This window comes from Deinococcus sp. Arct2-2 (assembly GCF_004801315.1).
GTDB lineage: Bacteria > Deinococcota > Deinococci > Deinococcales > Deinococcaceae > Deinococcus.
The window spans coordinates 1-24,637 of the sequence record NZ_SSNW01000004.1 but is presented as its reverse complement, the minus strand read 5'-3'; the positions used below and the strand labels follow the sequence as shown (position 1 = coordinate 24,637).

The window sequence follows — 24,637 nt, the reverse complement described above, 5'->3', positions numbered from 1 at the left end:
CGCCCATTCAGGTCAGAGCTGCGAGGAGTACACCACCATGCACGCCAACAATCAGGCCAGACATGAAGTCGAACGTGCCCGCTTGCTCGCCGATGTGCGGGACTTGCTGGGCATCTTGCGCCGTGAACCCAATGAACTCTTGCCCTTCGACTGGATCAAACATCTTGGCCCCCAAGGTGAACACCAGTTGGGCTTAAAAGCAATTCCTGTCGAGCAAATCACCGGTTCTGTCGACCGCTATCGCGAGTTTGACCGCCACTATTTGCCCAAAGAAAAACACCTCGACGAACGCTGGATCGGCGTCCGCAGTGCCCAACTGGAAGGCAAGGAGCTGCCGCCCATTCAGGTGTACAAGGTGGGCGACCTCTACTTTGTCAAAGACGGCAACCACCGCGTCAGCGTGGCGCGTCGGCAAGGCCAAAAATACATCGACGCCTACGTGATCGAATTGAACGTGACCGTGCCGCCCGAAGAGCACGACACCCTCAAAGACTTGATCATCAAGGGCGAATACGCGCACTTTTTGCGTGAAACCAACCTTGACCGGATCGTGCCCGACCACAGCGGCATCCTGTTTACCACGCCGGGCCGCTACGACCGCCTGCTGGAACACATCCGCACCCGGCAGTATTTCCTAGACCGCAAGCCCGGACGCGAAGGCCTGCCGCCCGTAACGTGGGAAGAAGCCGTGGAAAGCTGGTACAAACGCCTGTACCTGCGAATCCTAGAAAACATAGACAAGCACGACGTGATGACCCGCTTTCCGGGCCGTACCGAAGCCGACTTGTACCTGTGGATCATGGATCACCGTTACTTTTTGACCACCCAAGAAGGCCACGACATCGGCAGCGAGGAAGCCACCAAAGATTTCCGCGCCCACTACGCACCGCCGCTGTACAAACGCTTGGGCCAGCGCGTGCAACTGCTGCTGAAAGGTGAACTCGATCCGGTGACGTAAAGCTTGAACGTGGAAGGTAGACCGTGGACTGTGGGCGAAAGTGGCTTGCAGTCCACGGTTTTTTTGTGGCTGTGGGCGGTAAGAAGGATTGGTAGTTGCTTGGTGAGCATTGAAGGCAACGTGGAAGGCGAACCCCCCCTTTGCTGACGCAACGCCCCCCCTCAAAGGGAGGACAAAAGCTGTTGCGCTCCCCTCTAAGTTCGACTTTGCCCATTTTGGAAATCAGGCAGCGTAACACAACGCGTCTGACATGCGCTCAAAGACCTGTCGAGGGACTTTTACGGTGTCCCGGCTCCACCGGGACACCGTAAAAGTCGGCTGACGCCATATCGCTCGCCTGACCGTTGCCAGGGCATCCGAGAAGGTCGGCAGGGTCTTGCTATACCAGGCCGAAGTCCTGACCTCCACGTCCCCCCGTGACCAGAGACGCTGCTCGCGCAGCGTCACGACGGAGAACAGTCCCAGCAGCAAAGGTGTGGTTCGGGCAATGGTCAATGCGGCCCACCCTCGGCCCGTTTCCACGCCCAGATGAGCGCGACTCTCCTCAAAGGTCACTTCAACTTGCCAGCGCATCGGAAACCAATTCACGATGTCGAGTGCGCTGATCTCGGCATCTGTACAAAATAAGCCCTGCGTTTGAAAGCGGCCCAGGGGATCGCGCACCATGACCCAGCGGCCATCAACGGACTTCCTGGCGCTGTGATACCACAGCGCCTCTCTACTGCACCATTCCACCTCGCGCCCTGTTTCTCCGTACCAGTGCTGAATTCGCGTGCTGCTCCAAACCGTATTCACAGCCTCGCGCCGTATCATCAAATTCGGCTGTCACTGCCCCCGTTGACGGGGGCGGCCCATCTGCCCTGGTGTTCGAGGCATTGGAAGGTCATACAGCGCCGCATCCATACGGAGTCGGGTGATCACCGTGATGGGCTGGCGACGTTTCAGGCGAGCGAGCCACTCCTGGACGGCAAAGCCCCCATCCGCAAGGACAATGAGCTTGCGTTCTGGACACCAACGCTGAACCAAGCGAAGCAGTCCATAGGCGACATCGGTCAAGGTTCAATGTCGCTTCCCCTGGGTCTGCGCATAGCGTGATGATGGAACAAGAGCAGTCAGAAATGGCAAGGCCCAGACGCGTCCGGCCTGGGGGATGGGAGCCAGAAGCATGAGGCTGAGCCAGCGGAGACCGCTGGCCTTGACGAAGTGACCATGACTGGATCGAACCGGATCGCGGTAGATTCCTCTGGCTGCGATTTTCCTGCCATGACGCCGTTCAAGCGTGTCGTCCACGCCGATGAATATCGGTCCGCTGGGTACGAAATTCGCGAGCAGTTGATTGAGGAGGATTCGACTGCCCTGAAGTGGGAACCACCTGGCTTGACTGAGGAAACGATGGAATTTGGCAAATCCAGTTTCCTCGCCCAGACCAAGCAGGCTCAGAAGCGCAGAGATGGTGCGTTTACGGGGGGCAAGGATCGCTCCGATCAGCAGCGTTTGTGCGTTGCTCCAGGTGGGGCACGTAAACATCTCGGCAAAGGGCGCGATAACATCGCAGAACCATTTTGGGGTTTTGAACATCTTTAGATGGTGTCAGGCGGGGCTGAGGGAAACCTCAGCCCCGCCTGAAAAAATGGCAAAGTCGAACTAAGGGGGGCTGATTGCGAACTGGCACAGCTCCGGAGGAGAGCAGACTGGGGGGGTTCACACGCAATCGTCAATCTCTGGATGCCCGCCTGTCTCGGCCATGTTCTAGGGAAATTCACCCTCACCCCTTACCCCCATTGAACCGCCCCCACGCCCTAATCTGCCCGCCCTGTATACTGCCGGGTACTGTGACTGGCTCCATCCATATTACCGAGGCGGCCCTCGCCTCGCTTATCGGCCTGACGGCCCACGAAATTCCGGGCGTGGTGGGCATGGCCCCCGCGAATCTTAAAGAAGGCCTGTCGCGTGTGCTGGGCCGCGCCAACGTCAGCGACGGCGTGGTGATCTCTAAAGACGCGCAGGGTGGCCTCACCGCCGACCTGTATATCGTGGCGGCCTACGGCGTCAGCATTCCCACCGTGGCCCGCAACATCGTTGACCGCGTGGTACACACTGTGCGCGGGCAAGCAGGCATAGAACTGAAAGCCACCCGCGTTCATGCCGTGGGGGTTCAACGTGCATAAGCCTATGAATAAAGAGATGTTGACGCTTTCTCCGGCAGATTTGGCGCACATGCTGCGAACCGCCACCGACTGGCTGGGCGTGTACCGCGAACAGGTGAACGCCCTGAACGTGTACCCCGTGCCCGACGGCGACACCGGAACCAACATGCACCTGACCATGCAATCGGTACGCCGCGAACTCGATACCTGCGATGAAACCCTGATGCCCAGCGTGGCCCGCGCCATCAGCTACGGCGCACTGTTGGGCGCACGCGGCAACAGCGGCGTGATCCTGTCTCAGCTTCTTAAAGGCTTTGCCGAAACGCTGAAAGACCAGAAAACGGTGGACGCGACCACACTGATCGCCGCCTTTGCCGCCGCCCAAAAAGCCGGATACGGGGCCGTGATGAAACCCGTAGAAGGCACTATTTTGACTGTAGCGCGGGGTGTGGCCGATGGCGCGGCCACCGTGAAAGACAAGGCCGCCACCATTGACAAAGTGCTGGAAGAATCGCTGTTTGGCGGCCAGAAACTCTTGGATCAGACGCCTGAAATGTTGCCCGCGCTCAAGCAGGCAGGCGTCATCGATTCGGGCGGTCAGGGCTACTTGTATCTGGTGCAGGGCATGTTGGCGGCCCTGCGCGGCGACACCTTGCCCGAAGCGCCCGACGTGACCAGCTACGCCCAGCAGCAATTCGACAACGAAGAGTTTGGCTACTGCACCGAATTTCTGATGAGCGAGGCTACCAAGCCCATTGAAGAAATCCGCGAACTGGTGACGCCGTTTGGCGACAGCCTGCTGGTGGTGGGCGCGGAAGGCTACGTGAAGGGCCACATTCATACCAATGAACCCGACGCGCTGCTGGCGATGGTGGGCCGCTACGGGCGCATGCTGAAAACCAAAGTGGAGGACATGTCCGAGCAACACACCGAAATTTTGGGCATGGCCGGAGCCGCCGCCCGCGCCGAAGAAGAAGTGCCGGAGTCGGGCTTGGTGGCGGTGGCGAGTGGCTACGGCTTGGTGAAGCTGTTCCGTAGCCTCGGCGCACGCATCGTGTCGGGCGGGCAAACGGCCAACCCCAGCGTGCAGGATATCGTAGACGCGGTTCGCAGCGTGAGCGCCAAAAAAGTGCTGATTTTGCCCAACAACAAAAACGTGCTGATGGCCGCCGAAAAAGCGATGGAACTGATGGAAGGCCGCGCTGTGGTGGTGCCGACGCGCACGCTGGGGCAGGGCGTGGGCGCGGCACTGGCCTTCAATGCCGACGCAGACGCCGAAAGCCTGAAAGCCGAGATGACCGAAAGCGCCGCGAAAGTCACGACGTTTGAAGTCACGCGGGCCAGCCGAACCACCAACATCACCACCAAAGATGGCCGCACGTTGGCGATTGCCGAGGGCGACATTATTGGGCTGCAAGACGATGAATTGATGCAGGCAGGCGGCAGCCCCGAAGACAGCGTGCTGGAAATGCTGAACCGGGGCTACAGCGGCCAAGAAGTGATTACGGTCTTTGGCGGCCCCCAAAAAACTTTGGAAGATTTGGAAGCCTTGTCGGGCCGCATAGAGAAGGAATTCCCGATGGCCGAAATTGAGGCCCACGCGGGCGGGCCAGATTTGTACGACTATTTGGTGACCATCGAGTAGTCCGGATTTGCTTTAAGGAACGGCTCCTTGTGTGATTACACCGGGAGCCGTTTTCTATGAATGAGCAGAGGCGCGGCGCTTTGGCTTACTGGCTTCTAAGCTAGACGGCGAATGTGCCCCCGCTTACGCTCGCCTACACTGCTGGGCAGGAAGACGCCAAGTCCCGCAAGACAAACGCCGATACCGACTGGGCCGAAGATTCAGGGTTATCCCCAACCTCGGAAACCTACCCCTGATTCATCCCTTGCCCAGTCTTTTTCATCCCGTTTCTTCGTTCGCTCCCATCGTCCAACGGTCAGGGCAACTGATTTTCACTCAGAAGACGTCAGTTCAATTCTGACTGGGAGTACCAATTGGCCCGGTGTCTACCAGCATCGCGCCTCACTTATGCAGGTTTAGTCCAAGCAGCAAGACGCCCGGCAACCAGTCGGGAAATGACGGTGCAAGTCCATTCAACCTGCTCCATCCGTCATCACTTTCGCCCTTTTTCTGCGCCTACGGCTGGCGCTATCCATCGTGGGGACGATGGTGGAGTGGTTAAACACAGTTGTCTGCCCTTCAGGATTCACTCTTTGGGGGCTAACTCTTTCTCACCCCTTGCCTGCCCTGCACACCCTTGCAGCGGGCCGATGCAGAAAGGTTACCGGAACAAGCGGCGTAAAGCCTTCGCAGGTTCGAATCCTGCTCGTCCCCCACTCTTCACAACGTTTACGGGAACGGTAGCTCAGTGGATAGAGCGCTAACCGCCTGACCATTCCTTGCTTGCCTGCGGCTGTGCGCCGCTGGGCCGAAGGTTCAGGCTTATCGACTGCGGATCGGGAGGTGGCGGGTTCGAATCCCGCCCGTTCCCCCACTGCACCGCTGCAAGCCACACCACCAAGTATCACACCGCGCCGGAGCGGTAGCTCAGCTGGTAGAGCGTTCGGCTGCCTCACGGCAGTTTCCCTGTTCGTACCTTTGCCCAAGCGCCGTAAACAAGCACCGGGCCGACAGGACAGGGTTACCTCTTAATCGAATGGTCGCGGGTTCGAACCCCGCCCGCTCCGATCTTTTTTCACCATCAACACAACTAAATCAAACACGGCCCAGACCTGAAACGGTAGCTCAACTGGATAGAGCATCCGGCTACGAACTGGAAGGCTACAGGTTCGATTCCTGTCTGTTTCACCATTTGGCGTACTCCTGCGCCCCGTCGCCGTCAGCGATTCTGACGCTCCTTGCCCCTTGACCACACCAAAGGAGGGCCGATCATGATGAAGAATGTGCTGAACGCCATCGCCCCCAAGCGCCACCCCCAGACCCAACGGCTGGATGAGCGTCAGGTGCCCAACAACGCGGGGGGCTTCGTGTACACGCTGGCCGATGAAGGCCGCCTGACCCGCTTTCTGGTGCTGGGCACCGAGGGCGGCACGCTGTATGCGGGCGAGCGGGCGCATACGGTGCAGGCCACCGAATTCGTGCGCCAATTGGTAGTGCGCGACGCCCCCCTCGCCCTGCGCGTAACGCTGGACGTGGTGCGTGGCAACCGTGCGCCCAAGCCTGACCCGGCGCTGCTGGTGCTGGCCCTGATTGCCAAAACCGCGCCGAATGTGGCCGACCGCAAGGCCGCATGGAACGCGCTGCCCGAAGTGGCCCGCACCGGCACGATGCTGCTGCACTTTTTGGCCTTTGCCGACAGCCTCGGTGGGTGGGGCCGACTGACCCGGCGCGGTGTGGCGAACGTGTACGAAACGCTGCCCGTAGAAAAGCTGGCGCTGTGGGCCGTGAAGTACAAGGCCCGTGACGGCTGGGCACAGGCCGACGCCCTGCGCCTGAGCCACCCCAAAACCACCGATGCGGGCCGGAACGCGGTGCTGCGGTTCATGGTGAAGGGCACGCTAGACGCTGAAGTTGTGTCTGTTGAAGCCGTACCCAGTGAAACTCTAACTCCTGCCTTGCGTGTCATCGAAGGTCATCTGTTGGCCGCCGCTGCCACCAGCGACGCAGAGGCCGCCCGCCTGATGCGTGAGTTCGGAGTGCCCATCGAAGCTGTGCCGACGCATCTGCGCGGTGCCGAAACATACCGGGCCGCACTGGAGACCAACGGCCTGACGTGGTTGCTGCGAAACCTCGGCAACCTGAGCCGCGTGGGGGTGCTGACCGCCAACAACCGTGATGTAGTGGCGCAGGTTATCGGGTGCATCACCGACGCGCAGGCGCTGAAGCGGGGCCGTGTTCACCCGCTGGACGCACTGAAGGCCCGTTTGGTGTACGCGCAGGGCCGGGGCGTGAAGGGCAAGGGCGAGTGGCTGCCCGTGCCGCGTGTGGTAGACGCACTGGAAGACGCTTTTTACACGGCTTTCGGCGCGGTTCAGCCCGCTGGTACTCGGCATCTGCTGGCGCTGGACGTGTCGGGCAGCATGACGATGGGGCAGGTGGGCGGCGTGCCCGGACTGACTCCCAACATGGCCGCCGCCGCCATGAGCATGCTGGCCCTCCGCACCGAGCAGGACGCGCAGATCATGGGGTTTTCCACCCAGTTCCGGGCGCTGGGCATCACGCCCAAAGACACGCTGGAAGCTGCCATGAAAAAGGCCCACAGCCACAGCTTCGGAGCCACCGACTGCGCCCAGCCGATGCTGTGGGCCGCGCAGCACCGCCAAAACGTGGAGACCTTCGTGGTCTACACCGACAACGAAACGTGGGCAGGCCACGTCCACCCCACGCAGGCGCTGGATCAGTACCGCCAGAAGATGGGCCTCCCCGCACGCCTGATTGTCGTCGGCCTGACTGCCACCCGTTTCACCATCGCTGACCCCAACCGGGCCGATATGCTCGATGTCGTGGGCTTCGACACCGCCGCCCCCAGCATCATGAGCGCCTTCGCACGGGGCGAGGTGTAGGCGTAGGGAAAAGATCAGAATTCGCATCAATAGAGCAGAGAGTCTCGTGTGTTGGCCGCACACGGAACTCTCTGCTCGGTTTTGAAGTGTTTTGAAACTGTGGCCGTCCCACACAAGTCAAGCAGGCCGGGGCGTGAATGCTCCGGCCTGTTTTAAATCTGCTCCTACTTCTTGGTAATACGGCCTTTCACCGTGTTGGTCAGGGTGCTGCCTTTGGCCTTCAGGTACTGTGCAAAAGCGTCCACATCGGACAGGTTGGGAAGCTGCACCACGTTCTTGCCCTGCGTGAACACGCTGAAGAAGTCGCCGCCCGCCGCCAAGAAGTTGTTGATGGCGACGCGGTACGTGCCCGTAGGATTGATGGGCGTGCCGTTGAATTTGATGTCGGCGATGTTGACTTTGCTGCCTGCGGGCGCGGCGTCGGTGTAGATGTAGCTAAAGCCTTCGCTGACCTGAAGCAGCTTGACGGCGGTGGCATTGCTGCCGCTCCACTGCTGCTCCAGCACGTCTTTGATCTGCTGGCCGGTGAGATCCATGACCACCATCGTGTTGCCGAAGGGCTGCACGGCGAACACGTCGCCAAAGTTGATGGCGTTGCCGGGCTTGATCTGGGTGGTGTCGGGCAAGTCGGCGCGGATGCCGCCGGGATTCATCAGAGAAATCTGGCTGCCCTGCGCCTGCGTCGCAAAGACCTGTGCATCGGCAATCACGTCGCCCAATGCGGATTCGGTGTTACGAGCGTTGCTGATCCCGCGCTGAATCTGGGGCACGCCGAGGTTCGCCACAAACACCGATTTGACGGCGGCGGTTTTGGCGTCAGCAGTGGTCACGAGCTGCGTCATACCGAAATCGAGGGTGTTATTGGCTTTGCGGGCCGTGTAGTCCACCACCAAGTTTTGGGCGCTGGCCTTCATCACTTCATGGTTGGCCTTGTCTACCGTCAGGTTCAGGCGCTGAAGCAAGTGGCCGTAAAAGTCGCCCTGAATCACGATGCGGTCATTGCCTTTGGGATCGGGGACGAGGCAGTTGTAGCCCTGATGGCTGTGGCCGCTGATGATGGCCGTCACGGCAGGATCGACGCGCTTGGCGATCTGCACGATGGGGCTGCTATCCTTGAGGGTCTTGCAGCCGACGGTGCTGTAGTTGTCGGTGCCGCCCGTGGAAATCTCGCCGCCCTCATGAATCAGCATGACGATGGCGTCTACTTTGGCGGCCTTCAGTTCCGGGATGTACTTGTTGACCGACTCGGCCTCATCCAAAAAGTTCAGTTCCTTGATGCCGTCGGGGGATACGAGGCCAACGGTAGACACCGTGACTGCGCCGATAAACGCCACTTTCGCGCCGCCGATGTCCTGAATGGAATAGGGCTGGAAGGGGTTCGTGCCGTCTGCTTTGTAGGTCACGTTTGCGCCGAGCCACTTGAAGGTTGCGCCGCTGAAATTGGGATCGAATTTGCAGGCTTTAGCCATATCGTTACTGTCGCAGCCGCCGTTTTGCATGCGGAACAGTTCCTTCAGGCCCTGATCGAATTCGTGGTTGCCCAAAGAACTGAGTTTGAGGCCAATCTGGTTCAGGGCGTAGATGCTGGGTTCGTCGCGCAGCAGGCTGCTGATGGCCGGGCTTGCGCCGATCAGGTCGCCGCCGCCCACCAAAATGGTGTTGGGGTTGGCTTTGCGGGCGTCGTTCACTTCTGCGGCGATGGCTTCTACGCCGCCCGCGCTGATGGCCGTCTTCTCGCCTGCTTTGGTAAAGCTGGTGGGCTGCAAGTTGCCGTGAAAGTCGTTGAGGCCCAGCACGGTGATGTCTACGGCTTCGGCGGGCAGGCGCTGGTCACCCGGAGCGCAGGCCGTGAGAGCAAGGGCCGACGTGAGCAGCAGCATCGCGGTCTTTCTGAATTGGTTCATATATGGCTAATAAATCACATTTTTGTCAGGAATGGATGAAACTACTCGCCCCTCCACAGACCAATGGAGTCCTGAACGCGAAAAGCCCCCTTCAGCATTGGCCTTCCGGCTGATTCGGCGCACCGATAGCAAGCCCTCCACTTCCGCACCGTTATGTGGCTCTCTCTGGCAGTTTCAGCCCCCGCCCGCTCTGCTACCTTCTCCCTATGCTCGATCCACACGCTTTACCGTTTGCCGCTGCCGTTCATTCCTCGGCGCGGCCCGCCCTGCGCCTGACTTGGGATTCGCGGGAAGCCTCGCCGGATGTGGCCTTTGTGGCCCTGCCCGGCGAAAAGATGCACGGCAACCGGTTTGTAGAAGCGGCGTTGGCGGCAGGCGCACCATTCGTGCTGACTGACCTAGACGTAGAGCGGGCCATACGTGTGCCAGACGCACAAGCGGCGCTATTTACGTGGGCGCGGCACGAGCGGGCCAAAAATAAATTGGTGGTAGGCATCACGGGCAGCGCGGGCAAAACCACCGCCAAAAGCTACGTGGCCGCCGCACTAGACGCCCAGTTTATGCCCGTCTTCAATACCCTGCCCGCCATCGCCTGCTTTCTGATTGAGTATGGGGCCAGCGCAAAACCGTTGGTGGTGGAAATGGGCATAGACCGCGTGGGCGAAATGGCCGAACTTGTAGACCTCGTGCGGCCCGACGTGGGCGTGATTACCACCATCGGGGCCACGCACCTAGAGGCGCTGGGAACGGTAGACAACGTAGCGTTCGAGAAGGGCCACATTCTGCGGAGCGTCACAGGCCAACCCATTCGCTCCCTCGTGGGCATGCAGGCTGCTGCGTATTTTCCGGGGGTGGACAGCTACGGCTTCGGGGGCGCGACTTTTGCTGGACAGGAGTTAGAAGTGACGCCAGAGGGCGCGAGTTTCACGTTTGCGGGCCAAGCCGTGAGCCTGCGCCGCGCCGCCACCGTACAGGCCGAAGCCGCCGTGCTGGGGCTGGCGCTGACGCAGAGTGCCGGAATTCCGCTGAATGAGGCCGCTGTACGCATGGCCGCCGTACAGGTTCCGGGCGGGCGCTACCGGGTGCATCCGGGCCGCTACACGGTGATAGATGACGCCTACAACGCTTCCCCGATTGCCGTAACCGCCGCGCTAGACGCCCTGAGCGGCTCTCCGGGCCGCCGCGTGAGTGTGCTGGGGCGAATGCTGGAACTGGGCGAAACGGAACGCGCCCTGCACGCCGAAGTCGGGGAGTATGCGCGGGCCAAAGCCGACGTGACCTACGGCGTGGGCGCATTTGCCGCCGAGTTGGGAGAACGGGCCTACCGCAGCGTACCCGAGCTGTTAGCGGCACTGCTACACGACACCCAAGACGGCGACGTGATTCTGGTGAAAGCCAGCCGGGGCATCAGCTGGACGCCGGATCAGCGGGCGGCGGAGGGTGTGGGGCTGGATACGGTGGTGGCGGCGCTTTTGGCGGGGCGGAAGGATGTCTGAGGGTCTAAGAAGGGCGTAGGGGCAATCGCTGGCGCTCATTCACCCCCTCCCCGGCCCTCTCCCGCAAGGGGTGAGGGAGCAAAACCAAGCTCTTTGCCTTTAGCCCTCACCCCTTGCGGGAGAGGGGCGCTGCACCGCAGCGGGGTGAGGGGAAGTGAGCGAAGCGATTGCCCTTGACCTGCCTTAGACCCTTCGACCCTAGACCCTTAGACCCGCCCCTCACCTCCCAATCCTCACCCACCCCACCTCCGCATGAGCTGAAATGCCCTATGCCCACGCCCACCCGTTTGCTGCCCCTGCTTACCCTGCTGCTCTGCGCCTGCGCTCCGGCCTACTCGCCCCCCACCGGAGACGCGGCGTTCCGGGCGGCATTTAGCGGCGACGGTGTGACTTGGGTGACAGGCGGGCGGGCCTGTGTGGCGCGTGCGCCGGGATTCCGCGTGGTCTGTCCCAACCTGCCTACCGCCGTAGACGTGGCGTGGAATGCAGGCGAAGCGTGGGCCGCCGTGCCGAGTGCGGGCGTGGTGGTCACACTTGACCGGGCCGCCCGTAGCGTGGCGGTGGGCCGAGTGGTGGCCCTCAGCAGCACACGGGCCTACCGTGAAGACGGCAGCGCCGTGAACTATGAAGGTACGGCGGCGGTAGGCGTAGCGGGCGCACCATCGGCGGCCATCACGGGGGGTGACGGCGCAGACTATGTGCTGCTGGCCGGAAACTTGCGCCGCGTCACCGACGACGTGGTGACAGAAGTGAGCGCCGCAGCGTTTTTGGTGGCGTTGCCCACAGGCGCACGCAGCGCAGATGTTCCTACCGCCGTTACCCCAACCGGAACCTACCGCCTTGCCAACGGACGCTTGGAGCGCGGCGACGGCACAGGCCGAATCCTGAACAGTGTGGCGCACGGAGCGGGCCGAGTCGGACAGGTAGGCAGCACCATCGTCACCGTTTCGGCAGAGGGCAGCATCCCTGTGTTTTCCGAAACTCTGCAATTGCTCCATGAGACTCGGTAAGTCTGGCCTCTAGCCTGCTTCATGAGTCGCTGATGATATTAAAAAATCTTTACTCCTCTCAGAAATGGGGCAGAGCATAGAGGCAAACTGACAAGCTGCAATGTTGCCGAACATGAAGATCAATCTGCAGCATTTTTCACACAAAAACCGCCGAATTGGCAGTGATGGGGGGCCATTCAAGCCAATGGGCCGATTTCTTCACGGCTGTGTGGCCCGCATCCCTTCACAGTTTGGGGGTGAAGCAGTGGCGGCAGCGGCGAAGACAAACGCACGGGGCCAAATGAAGATTCGGGGTAAGGTGTGCGTGCTGGACGGCTGTGGAATAGCTCTCACCTGTCAGAGTTAAGTAAGCAGGCGAGTGATTGCATGAACCGTTCATGTCACTCCCAGACCTAGACCCTCACTCTCACCTCTCATCTTCCTCTGGTCGCAGACCGTGCCAGATGAGTGAATGCTAAAATCTGTCTGACTCTGGAGGGAGAATGTCGAGCTTCTTGAACCGCCTACTCAATCCGCGCCCATCTGCTATCGGCGTGGAAATTGGCACGAGCGCCATTAAGGTTGTCGCGCTGCGTCCCGGCTCTCCCCCGTCCTTGCTGCATGCCGTCATGGTGCCCACGCCCATCGGCAGCATGCGCGACGGGCTGGTGGTCGAGCCTCAGGCCGTCGCCACCGAACTCAAGAATTTGCTGGCTCAGCACCGCATTACCACCAAATACGCTGTGACCGCCGTACCCAACCAGTCGGCGGTCACGCGCAACATCATGGTGCCGCGCATGGAACGCAAAGACCTTCAGGAGGCCATCAAATGGGAGGCGGAGCGCTACATTCCGTACCCCATCGATGAGGTCAGCCTAGATTTCGACGTTCTGGACGACATCAGCACCATTCCGCCCGATGGACAGATGGAGGTCGTGATTGCCGCCGCGCCCACCGAAGCCATTGCGCGGCAGGTAGAAGTATTGCGGTTGGCGGGGCTGGAACCCACCGTGGTAGACCTCAAAAGCTTTGCCACCCTGCGTGCCCTGCGCGGCAACCTGCTGGGCGAACACCTGACCAAAAGCACCCTGACCGGCACCAACTACACCGAAGCTGGAGAGGTGGCCTTGGTCATGGAAATCGGCGCAAGCAGCAGCGTGATTAACTTGGTGCGCGGTGACCGCGTGCTGATGGCCCGCAACATCAACGTGTCTGCCGACGACTTTACGACCGCCCTGCAAAAAGCCTTCGATCTGGACTTTACCGCCGCCGAAGACGTGAAGCTGGGCTACGCCACCGCCACCACGCCCACCGAAGACGAAGAAGACCTGCTGAACTTCGATATGGCCCGCGAGCAGTACAGCCCCGCCCGCGTGTTCGAGGTGGTGCGCCCCGTGCTGGGCGACCTGATCACCGAAATTCGGCGTTCGTTGGAGTTTTACCGGGTGCAGAGCGGCGACGTGGTCATCGACCGCACGTTCCTTGCAGGCGGCGGGGCCAAACTGCGCGGTCTAGCGGCGGCCATCAGCGACGCACTGGGCTTCCGGGTAGAAGTGGCGAGTCCTTGGCTGACGGTGCAGACCGATCAGGCCAACGTGGATACCGGCTACCTGCAAACCAACGCGCCCGAATTCACGGTGCCGCTGGGCCTCGCGCTGAGGGGGGTGATGAGCCGTGGTTGAGATCAACCTACTGCCTCAGCAGTACCGTAAAAATAACGAGCCAAACGGCTGGCGGCTGGGCACTTACGCCCTGATTCCCATCACCATCGCCGCCATCCTGATTCCCGAAGTGGTGACCGCTACCCGTGTGGGCGACCTGCAAAAGCAGCGCGACTCCCTACAAGGCGAAGTGGCCGCCCTGACGCAGTCCAAGCAGGAATATGACACGCTGACCGCTACCGAAACCCAGCTGAAGCAGGTGACCGATATTGCTACCCAACTGCGTGACCGCAAAACCTACTGGTCAAACGATCTGGCGACCTTTACGGCGCAGCTTCCGGCGGGCGGCAACGTGGCCCTGACCAGCATGAACGTGCGGTCTATAGAACCAGCGGCCCTGACCGGACTGCAACAAGGCGGCATTTACAGCGGCAAAAACGTACAGCGCGAAATAGAACTGTCCGGCACGGCCCGCAGCCAGCAAGCGGTGGTGAACTTTCTGAATGCCTTCGAGAGCAATCCCAAATTCGGCGTGAACTTCAAGAGCCTACAAAACGACGCGACTGCCGGAAACTATACCTTCGGCGCGTCGGTGGGCGTGGTGGCCGCAGAGCCTCTGGCCGCCGTTGCGCCCGGTGGCGCTGCTGGCGGCACTGACAGCGCAGGCACGCCCGGCGCTCCGGCTCCAGCGGCGGCACCTGCTGCGGGGACTAGCCAATGACCCCCAGCAAACTCGATGCCCGCTCCATTTTCCTGATTGCGCTCGTGTCGTGCATGGCCCTCATCGCGGCATGGTATTACCTGCGCTTTCAGCCCCGGCAGGCCCAAATCGTGCAACTTCAGGGCGAAGTGGAGAGTGCCCAGTTGCAGGCCGACCTGTACCGCACCGCTTCTCAGAAGTTGCCCCAACTGCGGACGCGTGTGGCCGCCCTGCAACTGGAACAGAGCCAGTTCTTAAGGGCGCTGCCCGACGCCGCGCAGTTTGGCACTGTGCTGGACGAAGTGCGCCGCAACGTGACGGCTGCCGGAGCACAACTGAACACCGTTAACTTTCAGCCCGGTACCGGCACCGATTTGCCCAGCGGCGTGCGGCCCATCGCGCTCACGGTGGGCGTCAGCGGCCAGTTCGCGCAGGTGTTTCAGGCGCTGCGGTCTATAGAAACCATGAACCGCTTTACCAATGTCACTGCTGTGGGCATTCAGGTGCCGCAGGCCACCAGTTTCAATCCTCCCCTAGAAAGCACAATGGGCCTGACCGTGTACACCTTCGATGCGGCTGCGGCGACGGCCACTGCAGCGGGCGGCACGCCTGAGGCTCCGGCAGCAGGCACAGCGCCCGCGCCCGCCGCAGACAGCACCTCTGGAGGTGTCCGGTGACCCGCGCCCGCGCTCCACTGAACTTAAAGCTGTCCCGTGAAATGAAGATTCTCCTGATTTTGCTGCTGATGGTGGCCCTGATCGGCGGCTGGTACGTGTGGACGAGTACCCGTAGCGCCAACGTGATCGCCAACAGCGGCACAGGCACGACTGGAACTGGTGGCCCCGACAACGGCGGCACTGAGGGCGGCACAAGCGGCCCCGTGCCTATCGAGGGTGCGCCCGCAGGCAGCAACACCGGTGGCACGACTGGAACTGGCACGGCAGGAGCAGGCACCGTCAACCCAGCTTTGGGTACGGCAGGTGCAGGAACCACCACCAATCCTGACGGCACCAGCACTGGAAACGGCACTGATCCTACTGGCACAGTAGGCGGAAGCGTGGCCCCCGACGGCACCGTGACCATCCCCACTCTGCCCCCACTCGGCAACGTCGACGGCACGCTGGTTGGCCCCAACGGAGAAGGCACCACCGTTGCCACGCCTGCACCCGGCGGCATCAACCCCGACACCGCTCTGGTGTTGCTGCCCGGCGTGAACCCCTTCCGGCCCCTGAGCGTGAAGGCAGACCCCACCGCTGCTGGCACCACGCCCACCGGCAGCGTAACGGCCAACGCCAACCCTGCTGGCAACGGCAACAGCACGCCCAACAACACGGGTACGCTGGACAACAGCGGCGCAGCAGGCAACGGCGGGCTTGATCCTCTCGGCACCACCGGCGGCGCAGTGGCTATCTCCCCTATTCCCGGTTCGGGCGACACCGTTCCTGCCGATTCGGTAGACGTGACGGGCGGCGCGTTCCCTCTGCCTACTATTCCCGGTGGGGAAGGCAACGCTACAGACATTCCAAACACAGACGGCGTGATCATTACGCCCGGCAACCCCACGGTTACTCCTGATGACACTGTGACGGCCAACAACGGCGGCACGGGCAACGGCGCAACTGCGAGCAATGGCAGCGGCAATGGTACAGGTAACGGGACTGGCACGAGCAACTCTGGCAGCGACAACTCCGGCGACACGACTAGCGGCAACGCTGGCACGGGCACGACCCCTCCGCCTGTCGAAGTGGTTTTGCCGCCCATCAAACCGCCCGTTGCAGGCGTCCGCGTGCCCGGTGTAAACCGTGTGCCCAACCTGACTGCCAACGCTGGCAGCGGAAACAACGGAGCCGCTTCTGGCGCGAACGGCACTGGTACTGGTGCGGCGGGAACAGGAACAGGTGCGGGCGTCATCGCCTCCTTGCCCACCACTGCGCCGCGTCCCGGTACGCCGCAAGTCATCACCGAACTGACGCCCCTCAGCACGGGCACGCCCGCCGAAACCACTCGCCCGCTAGATCAGAACATCGCCGCCCGCGAACTGGCCTTCAATGCTGTGGTTCTCGGCCCGGTGAATACCGCGATCTTCCGCTCTAAAGACGGCTTCTTGGTGGTGTCGGTGGGGCAAACCCTGCCCGATTCCGACATCGTGATCAAAGAAGTGACGGCGACCAGCGCCACCCTCGCACTCGGCAATGATACCCAGACCCTCGAACTGGACAAAAGGTGAGCCATGAATAAACGTCACGCCCTCTTGCTGACCGCCGCACTCGGCATGGCCGCCGCGCAGACCAGCACCACGACCACACCCACCGCCTCTCCTGCCACCACCGCTGCTCCCACACAGGCCGCACCCGCAGCAGCCACCACGCCCGACCCACAACTCTCTAAGGCCAGCGTGACCGTAAATGTCGGCGTGTACACCGGGCCGCTGTCTAGCCTGCTGGCCGCCCTCGCCAAAGCCGCCGGATACGAAGTCATTTTTGATGCCAACGTGGACGGTCTGAACACGGCTGCGAATCTGGCCGCCACGCCTGCCGCTGGAGTGGCCGCCATTCCCGCGACTCCGGCTTCCGGTGCGGCGGCAGGCAGCACCACTGCTCGCCCACTGGTGCTGTCCTTTACCGACAAGCCCTTCAATGAAGTCTGGCCCCTGCTGATGGACGTGTACGGCCTGAGCTACCAAACCCTGCCCCTCGGCGGCAAAACGGTGCTGCGCGTAGGCAATACGCCCCCCACCGTGCAGCGCATCTACACGGCTCGCGGCACACAGGCCGATGTGTTGGCCCTGATTACGGCCCAGTACCCCACCCTGCGGGTTTCGGCAGTGGGTCAAACCGGACAACTGGTGCTGAGTGGCCCGCAAACGGAAATCGATTCGGCGCTGGGACTGTTGGCACAAGTCGACCGCCCTGTCATCAGCACCGTAGACACCTCGCCCGCCGTGCAGCGCGTGTACACCGTGAATGGGCAGCAAGCCGACGCTGTGACGCTCCTGACGGCCCAATTTCCGACCCTGAAGGTCACGGGTGTGGGCCAAACCGGACAACTGGTGCTCAGTGGGCAGCAAAGCCAACTGGACGCCGCGCTTGCACTGCTGGCGCAAGTTGACCGCGCCCCCGTGCGTGCCCCCGAACCCGCCCCCACCACCCAACGCGTGTACTCCGTCAAGGGCCAGCAGGCCGACGTGACCACGCTGCTGACCTCGCAGTTTCCCGGCCTGAAGGTGACGGGCGTGGGCCAAACCGGACAATTGGTACTGACCGGGGCACAAAACCAACTGGAAGAAGCGTTGGCGCTGTTGGCTCAAGTCGACCGGCCTGCTCCGGTGGCCGCCTCCACCACCCAGCGCATCTTTACGATTGCCAACGGCAAGGCCGAAGAAATCAAGGCCGTGCTGGAAAACACCTTGGCCGCCAGCGCTAGCGCCACCGCCAATTCCAACGTTCAGAGTGCGGCTGGGGGTGCGGCAGGCAGCGGCGGCATCGTGACCGGAGTGAATGTGGGCACTACGCCTACCACCCAACCGGCGGCCCCGGCGTCTGCCCAGACCCCCGCCGCCACTTTGGGCACCCTCTTGGGACAGGCGGCGGGCACGGGCCAAGCGGCCACAACGCAGGTCAGCCCCGCCACCATCATTGCCGACAAGCGTACCAATACCCTGATCGTGCGCGGCACGGCGGAGCAGGTAGCGCAGGTGGCCGAACTAATTCCCACCCTCGATGTGCGCGTTCCCCAGATCAACCTTCAAGTCCGCATCAATGAAATTACCGAAACGGGCCTGCGAACCCTCGGCGTGGGCTACAAAGCCTCGCTGGGCGGCTTCAACGTGTCACTGACCAACGGGCAACTGGCCGCGTCCTTCGATCCTCTGCGGGCCTTTACCGGCTTCAACCTCGGCGCAACGCTGGACAGCCTAGAGCAGCAGGGCATGACCAAGCGCGTGTACGACGGCACCGTGATGATGCAGAGCGGCCAGACCAACGGCAGCGGCACCAGCGGCGGCACCTTCCGCTGCGGCAGCCCCGACGACCAGAGCAATATCGCGGCGGCCTCGCTGCAATCGGGCGGACGACTCGACATCAACATTCCCGGCTCGGGCGGCAGCGCACCCGTTGTGCGCAACATTCCCTACGGCGTCAACATGTACTTCCTTGACCCCAGCGTGAACGCCGACGGCACCGTCAGCGTGCGCCTGTGCGGTCAGGTGAACCAACCCCGCACCGCCATTACCAACACGCTGCCCAACCTGCTGGACTTTGCCAACAGCAGCGCCCAAACGGTGGTCAGCTTTAAAAACGGCGAGACCTTGCTGCTAAGCGGCCTGCTGGGTTCCAACGAAGTGTCTACCCGCAAAGGCCTGCCCTACGTCAGCAGCATTCCCGTTGTCGGCGCTTTGCTGGGCGGCAGCGAGAACGTGACCAAAGACAGCACCCAGTTGTTGGTCATCGTGACCGGAACCGTCGTCAAGTAAATCTCCCCTCCTTGTGCCCGGACGCTTTCCCAGTAGTGGGGGCGTCCGGGTTTGTTTGGCTGTGCTATGTGGCCGGGTTTGTTTGATCATGGCCCCTGCCCCGCCCCCACGCGGGCGCTAAAGTCGGAGCATGAGGTATTTGACCGCCGGAGAATCGCACGGGCCGCAATTGACGGCCATCATCGAGGGGTTGCCGTCGCAACTGCCGCTGGGCAAGGCCGACATAGACCCTTGGCTCCGCAAGCGTCAGGGCGGCTATGGGCGCGGGCGGCGCATGATTATCGAAACCGACGAGGCCGAGATTCTGAGTGGCGTGCGGGCCGGACGAACCACCGGTGCGCCCATTACGCTGGCAATTGCCAACAAGGATCACCGCAACTGGACAGAAATCATGTCGCCGGAACCGGGCGGAGAGCCGCGCAAAAAAGCCCTCACCGATGCCCGCCCCGGACACGCCGACCTGACCGGGGGCATCAAGTACCGCCATAAAGACTTGCGCGACGTGCTGGAGCGGGCCTCGGCACGGGAAACGGCGGCGCGGGTGGCAGTGGGTTCGGTGGCCCTCAAACTGCTGGCCGAACTGGGTGTGCAGGGCGCGAATTACGTGTCCAGCCTCGCCGGAATAGAGACCAAACAGGGCTTTAGCTGGGACAACTTGGAAGCCATCGAAGAATCTGACCTCCGCACGCCCGATGCCGACGCCGCTGCCCAAATGCGCGAACGCATCGATCAGGCCAAGAAAGACGGCGACACCCTCGGCGGGATTCTGGAAGTGCGCTTCCGGGGATTGCCCGTGGGCCTCGGCAGCTACGTACACTGGGATCGCAAGCTGGATGGCCGAATCGCGCAGGCCTGCATGAGTCTGCAAGCCATGAAAGGTGTGGAAATCGGGCCAGCCTTTGAGAATGCCCGCAAGCCCGGCAGCGGTGTACACGACGCCGTGTATTACCGAGACGGCACCTACGCCCGCGATACCAACGGCGCAGGCGGCCTAGAAGCGGGCATGACCAACGGTGAAGAATTGGTGATTCGGGTGGCTATGAAACCGATTGCTACCCTGATGAAGCCGCTGCCCACCGTGAACGTGGTGTCTCATGAGCCCAGCGACGCGGCGCGGGAACGCAGCGACACCACCGCCGTGCCCGCCGCCGGAGTGATCCTCCAGACCATCATCGGCTGGGTCATTGCCGACGCCATTTTAGAGAAATTCGGCGGCGATACCCTGCCGGAACTGCAAGAGCGCGTGGCCGCCGCACACGCCTTTTCGCGGGATTTCTAGGCTGTGCTGGCAGGCGTTTCGGCGGAACAGATCGAGGCGGGGCTGCATGCCTACTTGCAGGAGCCGCCCGAAGACCCGGACTGGGCAGCAGGGGGCCGTTTCCCCGAAGAAGGCGGGCCAGACCGTGCCGCTGTCACGCCGCAGCGGGGCCAGTCTCGTACACTGTCCCCCATGACCGTCCCGCCCGATTCCATGTCGCCTCAATTTGGGCCGCTTCAATTTGGGCCACCCGAATATGAGCCGCCTGAGTTCGGATCGCCCGATTCGGAGGCCAACTCCGGCCCGGCCCGGCCTGCCCCCAGCTTCAGCATGGGCCTGATCGAGCGCCCCGTGAGTTGGGTGGCCTTGGCGGGTTTTATGGGCACCGGCAAAAGCCGCGTGGGGTGGGAACTGAGCCGCGCTCTCGCCCTGCATTTCGTAGACACCGACAAGCTGATTACGCGGGTGGTGGGCAAATCCATTCCCGAAGTGTTCGAGCAGGAAGGGGAAGCCTACTTCCGCGCCTGTGAGCAGGAAGTGGTGCGGCGCGTGTCGCGGCTGGATCACGCGGTGGTGAGCCTCGGCGGGGGCACCTTTATTCACGAGGAAAACCGCCGCACGCTGCTGGAGCGCGGCCCGGTGGTGGTGTTGTGGGCTACCCCGGAAACCGTGTACCAGCGCACCAAACACAGTGACCGCCCGCTGCTGGCGACGGCTGATCCCCTGTCGCGCATCCGTACCCTGATGACGGAGCGCGAGCCGTCTTACCGTCAGGGCACTATTCATGTGCACAGCGACGGGCGGCCTTCCGAAGAAATCGTGGAAGAAGTGATTGAGCGGTTGTGGGACTGGGCCGACGTGAACGCCGCGTGGGGCGAGGACAGCGAGAACTCGGAGGGCGAACGTGCAGCCGACTGAAGCTTTGACCGTCCGGCGGGTTGAAGTGGGCGGAAACGTCCCTTACACCGTCCACGTCGGCCCCGGTGTGCTGTCGCGTGCCCATGTGGACGCCCGACAAATCGCCCTGATTCATGATGAAGCCGTGCCACAAGCTTGGATTGACCGGCTATCGGCGGCGCTCTCGCCTGCGCTAGTGCTGACCATTCCCGTACCGCAGGGGGAAGCCTGCAAAACGCTAGCGGTCTTGGCGGGTGTCTTGTCCAAACTGGCGGCAGCCAACTTGCCCCGCGACGGTGCGGTGGTAGGCTTGGGCGGCGGCGCGGCAACTGATTTGGCAGGCTTCGCGGCAGCCAGCTACTTGCGCGGCGTGGCGTTTTATACGGCCCCAACGACTTTGCTGGGCATGGTAGACGCGGCGGTGGGCGGCAAAACAGGCGTGAATCTGCCCGAAGGCAAAAATCTGGTGGGCGCGTTTCATCCTCCCCGCGCCGTGTGGTGCGACACCGACACCCTGACCACCCTGCCGCCCGCCGTGTTCCGAGAAGGAGCCGCCGAAGCCTACAAACACGGCCTGATCTCCGATCCCAGCCTGATGCAGCGGGTGTTAGCGCCCGACTTTGTGCCGGGGTCAGCCACCTTTACGAACACCTTGGCCGACGCCATAGCGGTGAAAGCAGGCGTCGTGACCCGCGATCTGACCGAGCAGGGCGAACGCGCTTACCTGAATTTTGGGCACACGCTGGCGCACGCGCTGGAAGCCGTGACCCATCACGCCGTGCCACACGGAGACGCAGTGGGCTACGGCATGCACTACGCGGCGCTGCTGTCATTGGCACAGGGCGGCGAAGATTTGACTGAACATACCCGCGCCTTCTTGCGGTGGCAACAGCCTGCGCCCCTTCCAGCCCTCACTTACGATGAAGTTCAGCCCTACATGGCCCGCGACAAGAAAGCTGACGTGGAAGGCGTGCGCTTCGTGCTGCTTCATGCGCTGGCCCGCCCGTACCTGACCCGCGTGCCGGACGCCGTGCTGCGCGAGCAATTTGGGGTGTGGCAAGTGGAGATTTGGGGGGGAGGCTGGCTCCGAGCCGTGGACTATACGCCCTGAAGACCACTCTCGAAGTCTGACCAGAACACCTTGCCCACTGGTTTCACAGCTCAGAGTTTATGGCGCAGAGTTTATGGCGCAGAGCCTCAAGAATCGCCCCACCACTTTACGGAGGTTTCCCCCTTGCTGCTGATCATCAACGGCCCTAACCTGAACCGCCTCGGCCTGCGCGAACCGGGCGTGTACGGCCTGCAAACGATAGAAGACCTAGAGCGGCAATGCGAAACGTGGGGCGCGGAGTTGGGCGAACCCGTGACCTGCCGCCAGAGCAACTTTGAAGGCCAGATTCTGGAGTGGGTGCATGAGGCGCAGGAACAGGGATTTGGCGGCATCGTCATTAATCCGGGGGCGCTGACGCACTACAGCTACGCCCTGCGCGACGCGATTGCCAGCCAACCGCTGCCCGTCGTGGAAGTGCATATCAGCAACGTGGACGCCCGCGAGGAATTCCGGCATACCTCCGTGACTGCCGCTGTCTGCCGGGGCAAAATCAGCGGTTTAGGCTTCGTGGGCTACCGCCTAGCGATGGAGTATCTGACGGAATTGGAAGGCTAGAGCATTTGACATAAAAGAAGTTTGCCCGGTGGCCCCCTCACCCGTTGCTTCGCAACGCCCTCTCCCACAAGGGGCGAGGGAAAAACACCCTTTTATCTCTACAATTCACGGCTGACGCGCCCTCAACAATTCGCCCACTGGCACAGACAAAGTGACCGTGCTGGTGCGTTCTTCCTCGGCGGGCATCTCTAGGCGCACGCGGCATTCCTGTGGGCTGGCTTCCACGATGAACACCGAACGCCATTCCCACGACGACTGAGATTGGTGGGGATCGGTGTCTGTACCTAGCACCACCACTGGCAACAGGCACCACCACCGCCCGTTGAGAGTCATCAGGCCGCGTTCTTGCAGCAGAGCAGCGGCAGTGGCTTGAGCCTGCGCCTCACCTAGGGGCGTGCCGATCAGCGTCACGGGAACAAACAATTCTCCGGTGGGTACGAGGTAGCCGACAAGTTCATCGTCGTCTGTATCGTCGTCTGGGCGGCGGCATTCTTGCCAAGTGGAGGGAATCACGCCGACTAGTATTGCTCACCACCCCCTATCTCTGGTACATTGGCGTTTAGTGTCTCGCGCTTGGTAGAGCCGAGATAACCGGGAGGCTCCCGGACGCGCACGACCCTTTTCCCCCAGACGAGGCGGGGCGCGCTCACAGCCACGGTGCAAGACCCGCCAGATGCCAGCCTTGTTGGCAGACCGCAGGAACTCTGCGCCACCAAATCCCACTTTCTTTACGGAGCAAAACGGTGAAAACCTACACCCCCAAAAACGACGAGCAAAACTGGATCGTAGTCGACGCCACGGGCATTCCCTTGGGTCGTCTCGCCACCTTGATTGCCAGCCGCATTCGTGGCAAGCACCGCCCCGACTTTACGCCCAACATGATTCAGGGCGACTACGTTGTTGTCCTGAACGCCTCGCAGGTGGCCCTCACCGGCAACAAGATGGACGGCAAGGTCTACACCCGTTACTCCGGCTACCAAGGTGGCCTGAAGACCGAAACCGCCCGTGAAGCCATCGCCAAGCACCCTGAGCGCGTGATCGAGCATGCCGTGTTCGGCATGTTGCCCAAGGGCCGTCAGGGCCGCCAGATGCACGGACACCTGAAGGTGTACCCCGGTTCCGCCCACCCCCACGCCGCGCAAAAGCCCCAGACGCTTGAGGTCAGATAATCATGGCGATTCAACAAGTTGAGCAGTTTTATGGCACGGGCCGCCGCAAGACCGCCGTTGCCCGCGTGTTCCTCCGCCCCGGCGAAGGCAAAATCATCGTCAACGGCAAAGAGTTTCAGACCTACTTCCGTGGTCTGCTGCGTGCCGTTCACGCCCTGCAAGCCTTCCGCGAAACCGGAACTGCTGGTCGCTACGACGCCGTCATTACGGTGGCAGGCGGTGGCCCTACCGGTCAGGCCGACGCCATCAAGCTCGGCATTGCCCGCGCCCTGCTGAAGGTCAACCCTGACTTCCGCGCGATGATGAAGCCCAAAGGCCTCCTGACCCGCGATCCCCGCGAAGTCGAGCGCAAGAAGTACGGCCTCAAGAAGGCCCGCCGCGCTCCTCAGTTCAGCAAGCGCTGAATTCAGGAAAGCAACTGCCTCCCCTGCCGGTTGGTGGGGGATTTTTTGGTTTGGGGTAAATTCAGTACAACACCAATAGCTGCTGAAGGTTAAGACGATTATTCAGTCAGAATAGTGGAGGCAGTCTTGATGCACACTGTTATGCAGCTTGAACAACTAAGGAATTTTCGAATATGGAATTTTTCGATTAGTCACCGTCAATTGAGAATGAGAAGTGCAGGCGCACGCTTTCCTACTCCTGTTCAGCAGATAGAAATTTATTTTCAGGCAGTGGTAAGGCTAGACTTAGACTCAGAATTTGTTGCGGATTCTGTAGAGGAAAATACAACTATACAACCCCGTTTAGGGGTTGAGCAGCTCTAGTTTTACCCGCACCCAGACGATAAAAAG

Annotated in this window: 21 protein-coding genes, 4 tRNA genes and 1 pseudogene; 22 read left to right on the top strand and 4 right to left on the bottom strand. The window is 61.8% G+C overall.

Translation table 11 applies throughout. The features are described 5' to 3' along the window. The first annotated feature begins 37 nt into the window (after positions 1–37). Complete coding sequence (locus E7T06_RS02960; RefSeq protein WP_136364366.1) at positions 38–958, top strand: DUF4032 domain-containing protein; 921 nt, start codon at positions 38–40, stop codon at positions 956–958. 222 nt (positions 959–1,180) lie between these two features. Here the strand turns inward: E7T06_RS02960 and E7T06_RS21455 are convergent, their stop codons facing one another. Next, on the bottom strand, positions 1,181–1,753 hold the full coding sequence (locus tag E7T06_RS21455; protein ID WP_136364365.1) for a hypothetical protein: 573 nt from the start codon (positions 1,751–1,753) through the stop codon (positions 1,181–1,183). Between the two features lie 30 nt (positions 1,754–1,783). Continuing rightward, positions 1,784–2,485: pseudogene (locus E7T06_RS21620) on the bottom strand (transposase). Between the two features lie 305 nt (positions 2,486–2,790). Between E7T06_RS21620 and E7T06_RS02940 the strand changes: the two are divergent. From E7T06_RS02940 to rsr, 8 genes are all read left to right on the top strand, one after another. After that, positions 2,791–3,126, top strand: coding sequence for an Asp23/Gls24 family envelope stress response protein (locus E7T06_RS02940; protein ID WP_026299144.1), 336 nt, complete (start codon positions 2,791–2,793; stop codon positions 3,124–3,126). Positions 3,127–3,130: 4 nt separating this feature from the next. Next, positions 3,131–4,750, top strand: coding sequence for a DAK2 domain-containing protein (locus E7T06_RS02935; RefSeq protein ID WP_205750796.1), 1,620 nt, complete (start codon positions 3,131–3,133; stop codon positions 4,748–4,750). 113 nt (positions 4,751–4,863) lie between these two features. Next, a complete protein-coding gene (locus tag E7T06_RS22045; protein ID WP_276605546.1) occupies positions 4,864–4,986 on the top strand; it encodes a hypothetical protein in 123 nt (40 codons plus the stop codon). A gap of 41 nt (positions 4,987–5,027) precedes the next feature. Further along, positions 5,028–5,102, top strand: a tRNA-Glu gene (locus E7T06_RS02930). 37 nt (positions 5,103–5,139) lie between these two features. Then, a tRNA-Gly gene (locus E7T06_RS21100) sits at positions 5,140–5,215 on the top strand. A 248-nt stretch (positions 5,216–5,463) separates the two neighbouring features. Next, a tRNA-OTHER gene (locus E7T06_RS21095) sits at positions 5,464–5,603 on the top strand. A 240-nt stretch (positions 5,604–5,843) separates the two neighbouring features. Next, positions 5,844–5,920: transfer RNA gene (locus tag E7T06_RS02925), tRNA-Arg, on the top strand. 80 nt (positions 5,921–6,000) lie between these two features. Beyond that, on the top strand, positions 6,001–7,632 hold the full coding sequence (gene rsr, locus E7T06_RS02920) for an RNA-binding protein Rsr (RefSeq protein WP_240740818.1): 1,632 nt from the start codon (positions 6,001–6,003) through the stop codon (positions 7,630–7,632). Positions 7,633–7,796: 164 nt separating this feature from the next. Here the strand turns inward: rsr and E7T06_RS02915 are convergent, their stop codons facing one another. Beyond that, on the bottom strand, positions 7,797–9,536 hold the full coding sequence (locus tag E7T06_RS02915; RefSeq protein ID WP_136364361.1) for a bifunctional metallophosphatase/5'-nucleotidase: 1,740 nt from the start codon (positions 9,534–9,536) through the stop codon (positions 7,797–7,799). A 206-nt stretch (positions 9,537–9,742) separates the two neighbouring features. Here E7T06_RS02915 and murF point away from each other — a divergent pair, with 206 nt between their 5' ends. The 11 genes from murF to aroQ all read left to right on the top strand — a co-directional run bounded on the left by murF (position 9,743) and on the right by aroQ (position 22,674). Further along, positions 9,743–11,032, top strand: a complete 1,290-nt coding sequence (murF, locus tag E7T06_RS02910; RefSeq protein ID WP_136364360.1) for a UDP-N-acetylmuramoyl-tripeptide--D-alanyl-D-alanine ligase — start codon at positions 9,743–9,745, stop codon at positions 11,030–11,032. Positions 11,033–11,301: 269 nt separating this feature from the next. Continuing rightward, entirely contained in the window at positions 11,302–12,042 is a 741-nt protein-coding gene (locus E7T06_RS02905; protein WP_136364359.1) for a hypothetical protein, read from the top strand. 482 nt (positions 12,043–12,524) lie between these two features. Further along, positions 12,525–13,703 carry a type IV pilus assembly protein PilM gene (pilM, locus tag E7T06_RS02900; protein ID WP_019011135.1) on the top strand — a complete coding sequence of 393 codons (1,179 nt, stop codon included), beginning with the start codon at positions 12,525–12,527 and terminating at the stop codon, positions 13,701–13,703. Continuing rightward, the gene (locus E7T06_RS02895; protein WP_136364358.1) at positions 13,696–14,403 is read left to right on the top strand and encodes a fimbrial assembly protein; all 708 of its coding nucleotides are present in this window, start codon (positions 13,696–13,698) and stop codon (positions 14,401–14,403) included. The genes pilM and E7T06_RS02895 overlap by 8 nt, the downstream gene beginning before the upstream one ends. Further along, the gene (gene pilO, locus E7T06_RS02890; protein ID WP_136364357.1) at positions 14,400–15,059 is read left to right on the top strand and encodes a type 4a pilus biogenesis protein PilO; all 660 of its coding nucleotides are present in this window, start codon (positions 14,400–14,402) and stop codon (positions 15,057–15,059) included. Before E7T06_RS02895 ends, pilO begins: the two co-directional genes overlap by 4 nt. Beyond that, positions 15,056–16,609, top strand: coding sequence for a hypothetical protein (locus tag E7T06_RS02885; protein WP_136364356.1), 1,554 nt, complete (start codon positions 15,056–15,058; stop codon positions 16,607–16,609). The genes pilO and E7T06_RS02885 overlap by 4 nt, the downstream gene beginning before the upstream one ends. 3 nt (positions 16,610–16,612) lie before the next feature. Further along, complete coding sequence (locus E7T06_RS02880) at positions 16,613–18,853, top strand: secretin N-terminal domain-containing protein (RefSeq protein WP_136364355.1); 2,241 nt, start codon at positions 16,613–16,615, stop codon at positions 18,851–18,853. Between the two features lie 130 nt (positions 18,854–18,983). Next, on the top strand, positions 18,984–20,132 hold the full coding sequence (gene aroC / locus E7T06_RS02875) for a chorismate synthase (protein WP_136364354.1): 1,149 nt from the start codon (positions 18,984–18,986) through the stop codon (positions 20,130–20,132). Between the two features lie 309 nt (positions 20,133–20,441). After that, complete coding sequence (locus tag E7T06_RS02870) at positions 20,442–21,029, top strand: shikimate kinase (protein WP_136364463.1); 588 nt, start codon at positions 20,442–20,444, stop codon at positions 21,027–21,029. After that, positions 21,016–22,119, top strand: coding sequence for a 3-dehydroquinate synthase (gene aroB, locus E7T06_RS02865; protein WP_240740817.1), 1,104 nt, complete (start codon positions 21,016–21,018; stop codon positions 22,117–22,119). Before E7T06_RS02870 ends, aroB begins: the two co-directional genes overlap by 14 nt. A 123-nt stretch (positions 22,120–22,242) precedes the next feature. Next, positions 22,243–22,674 (top strand): type II 3-dehydroquinate dehydratase, encoded by a 432-nt coding sequence (aroQ, locus tag E7T06_RS02860; protein ID WP_019011128.1) that lies wholly within the window; start codon positions 22,243–22,245, stop codon positions 22,672–22,674. 105 nt (positions 22,675–22,779) lie between these two features. Here the strand turns inward: aroQ and E7T06_RS02855 are convergent, their stop codons facing one another. Beyond that, positions 22,780–23,187 (bottom strand): hypothetical protein, encoded by a 408-nt coding sequence (locus tag E7T06_RS02855; RefSeq protein ID WP_136364353.1) that lies wholly within the window; start codon positions 23,185–23,187, stop codon positions 22,780–22,782. Positions 23,188–23,417: 230 nt separating this feature from the next. Between E7T06_RS02855 and rplM the strand changes: the two genes are divergently transcribed. Both rplM and rpsI read left to right on the top strand, forming a co-directional pair. Beyond that, positions 23,418–23,843 carry a 50S ribosomal protein L13 gene (gene rplM / locus E7T06_RS02850; RefSeq protein WP_136364352.1) on the top strand — a complete coding sequence of 142 codons (426 nt, stop codon included), beginning with the start codon at positions 23,418–23,420 and terminating at the stop codon, positions 23,841–23,843. Positions 23,844–23,845: 2 nt separating this feature from the next. Continuing rightward, complete coding sequence (gene rpsI, locus E7T06_RS02845) at positions 23,846–24,247, top strand: 30S ribosomal protein S9 (RefSeq protein ID WP_019011124.1); 402 nt, start codon at positions 23,846–23,848, stop codon at positions 24,245–24,247. The last annotated feature ends 390 nt before the right edge of the window (positions 24,248–24,637 follow it).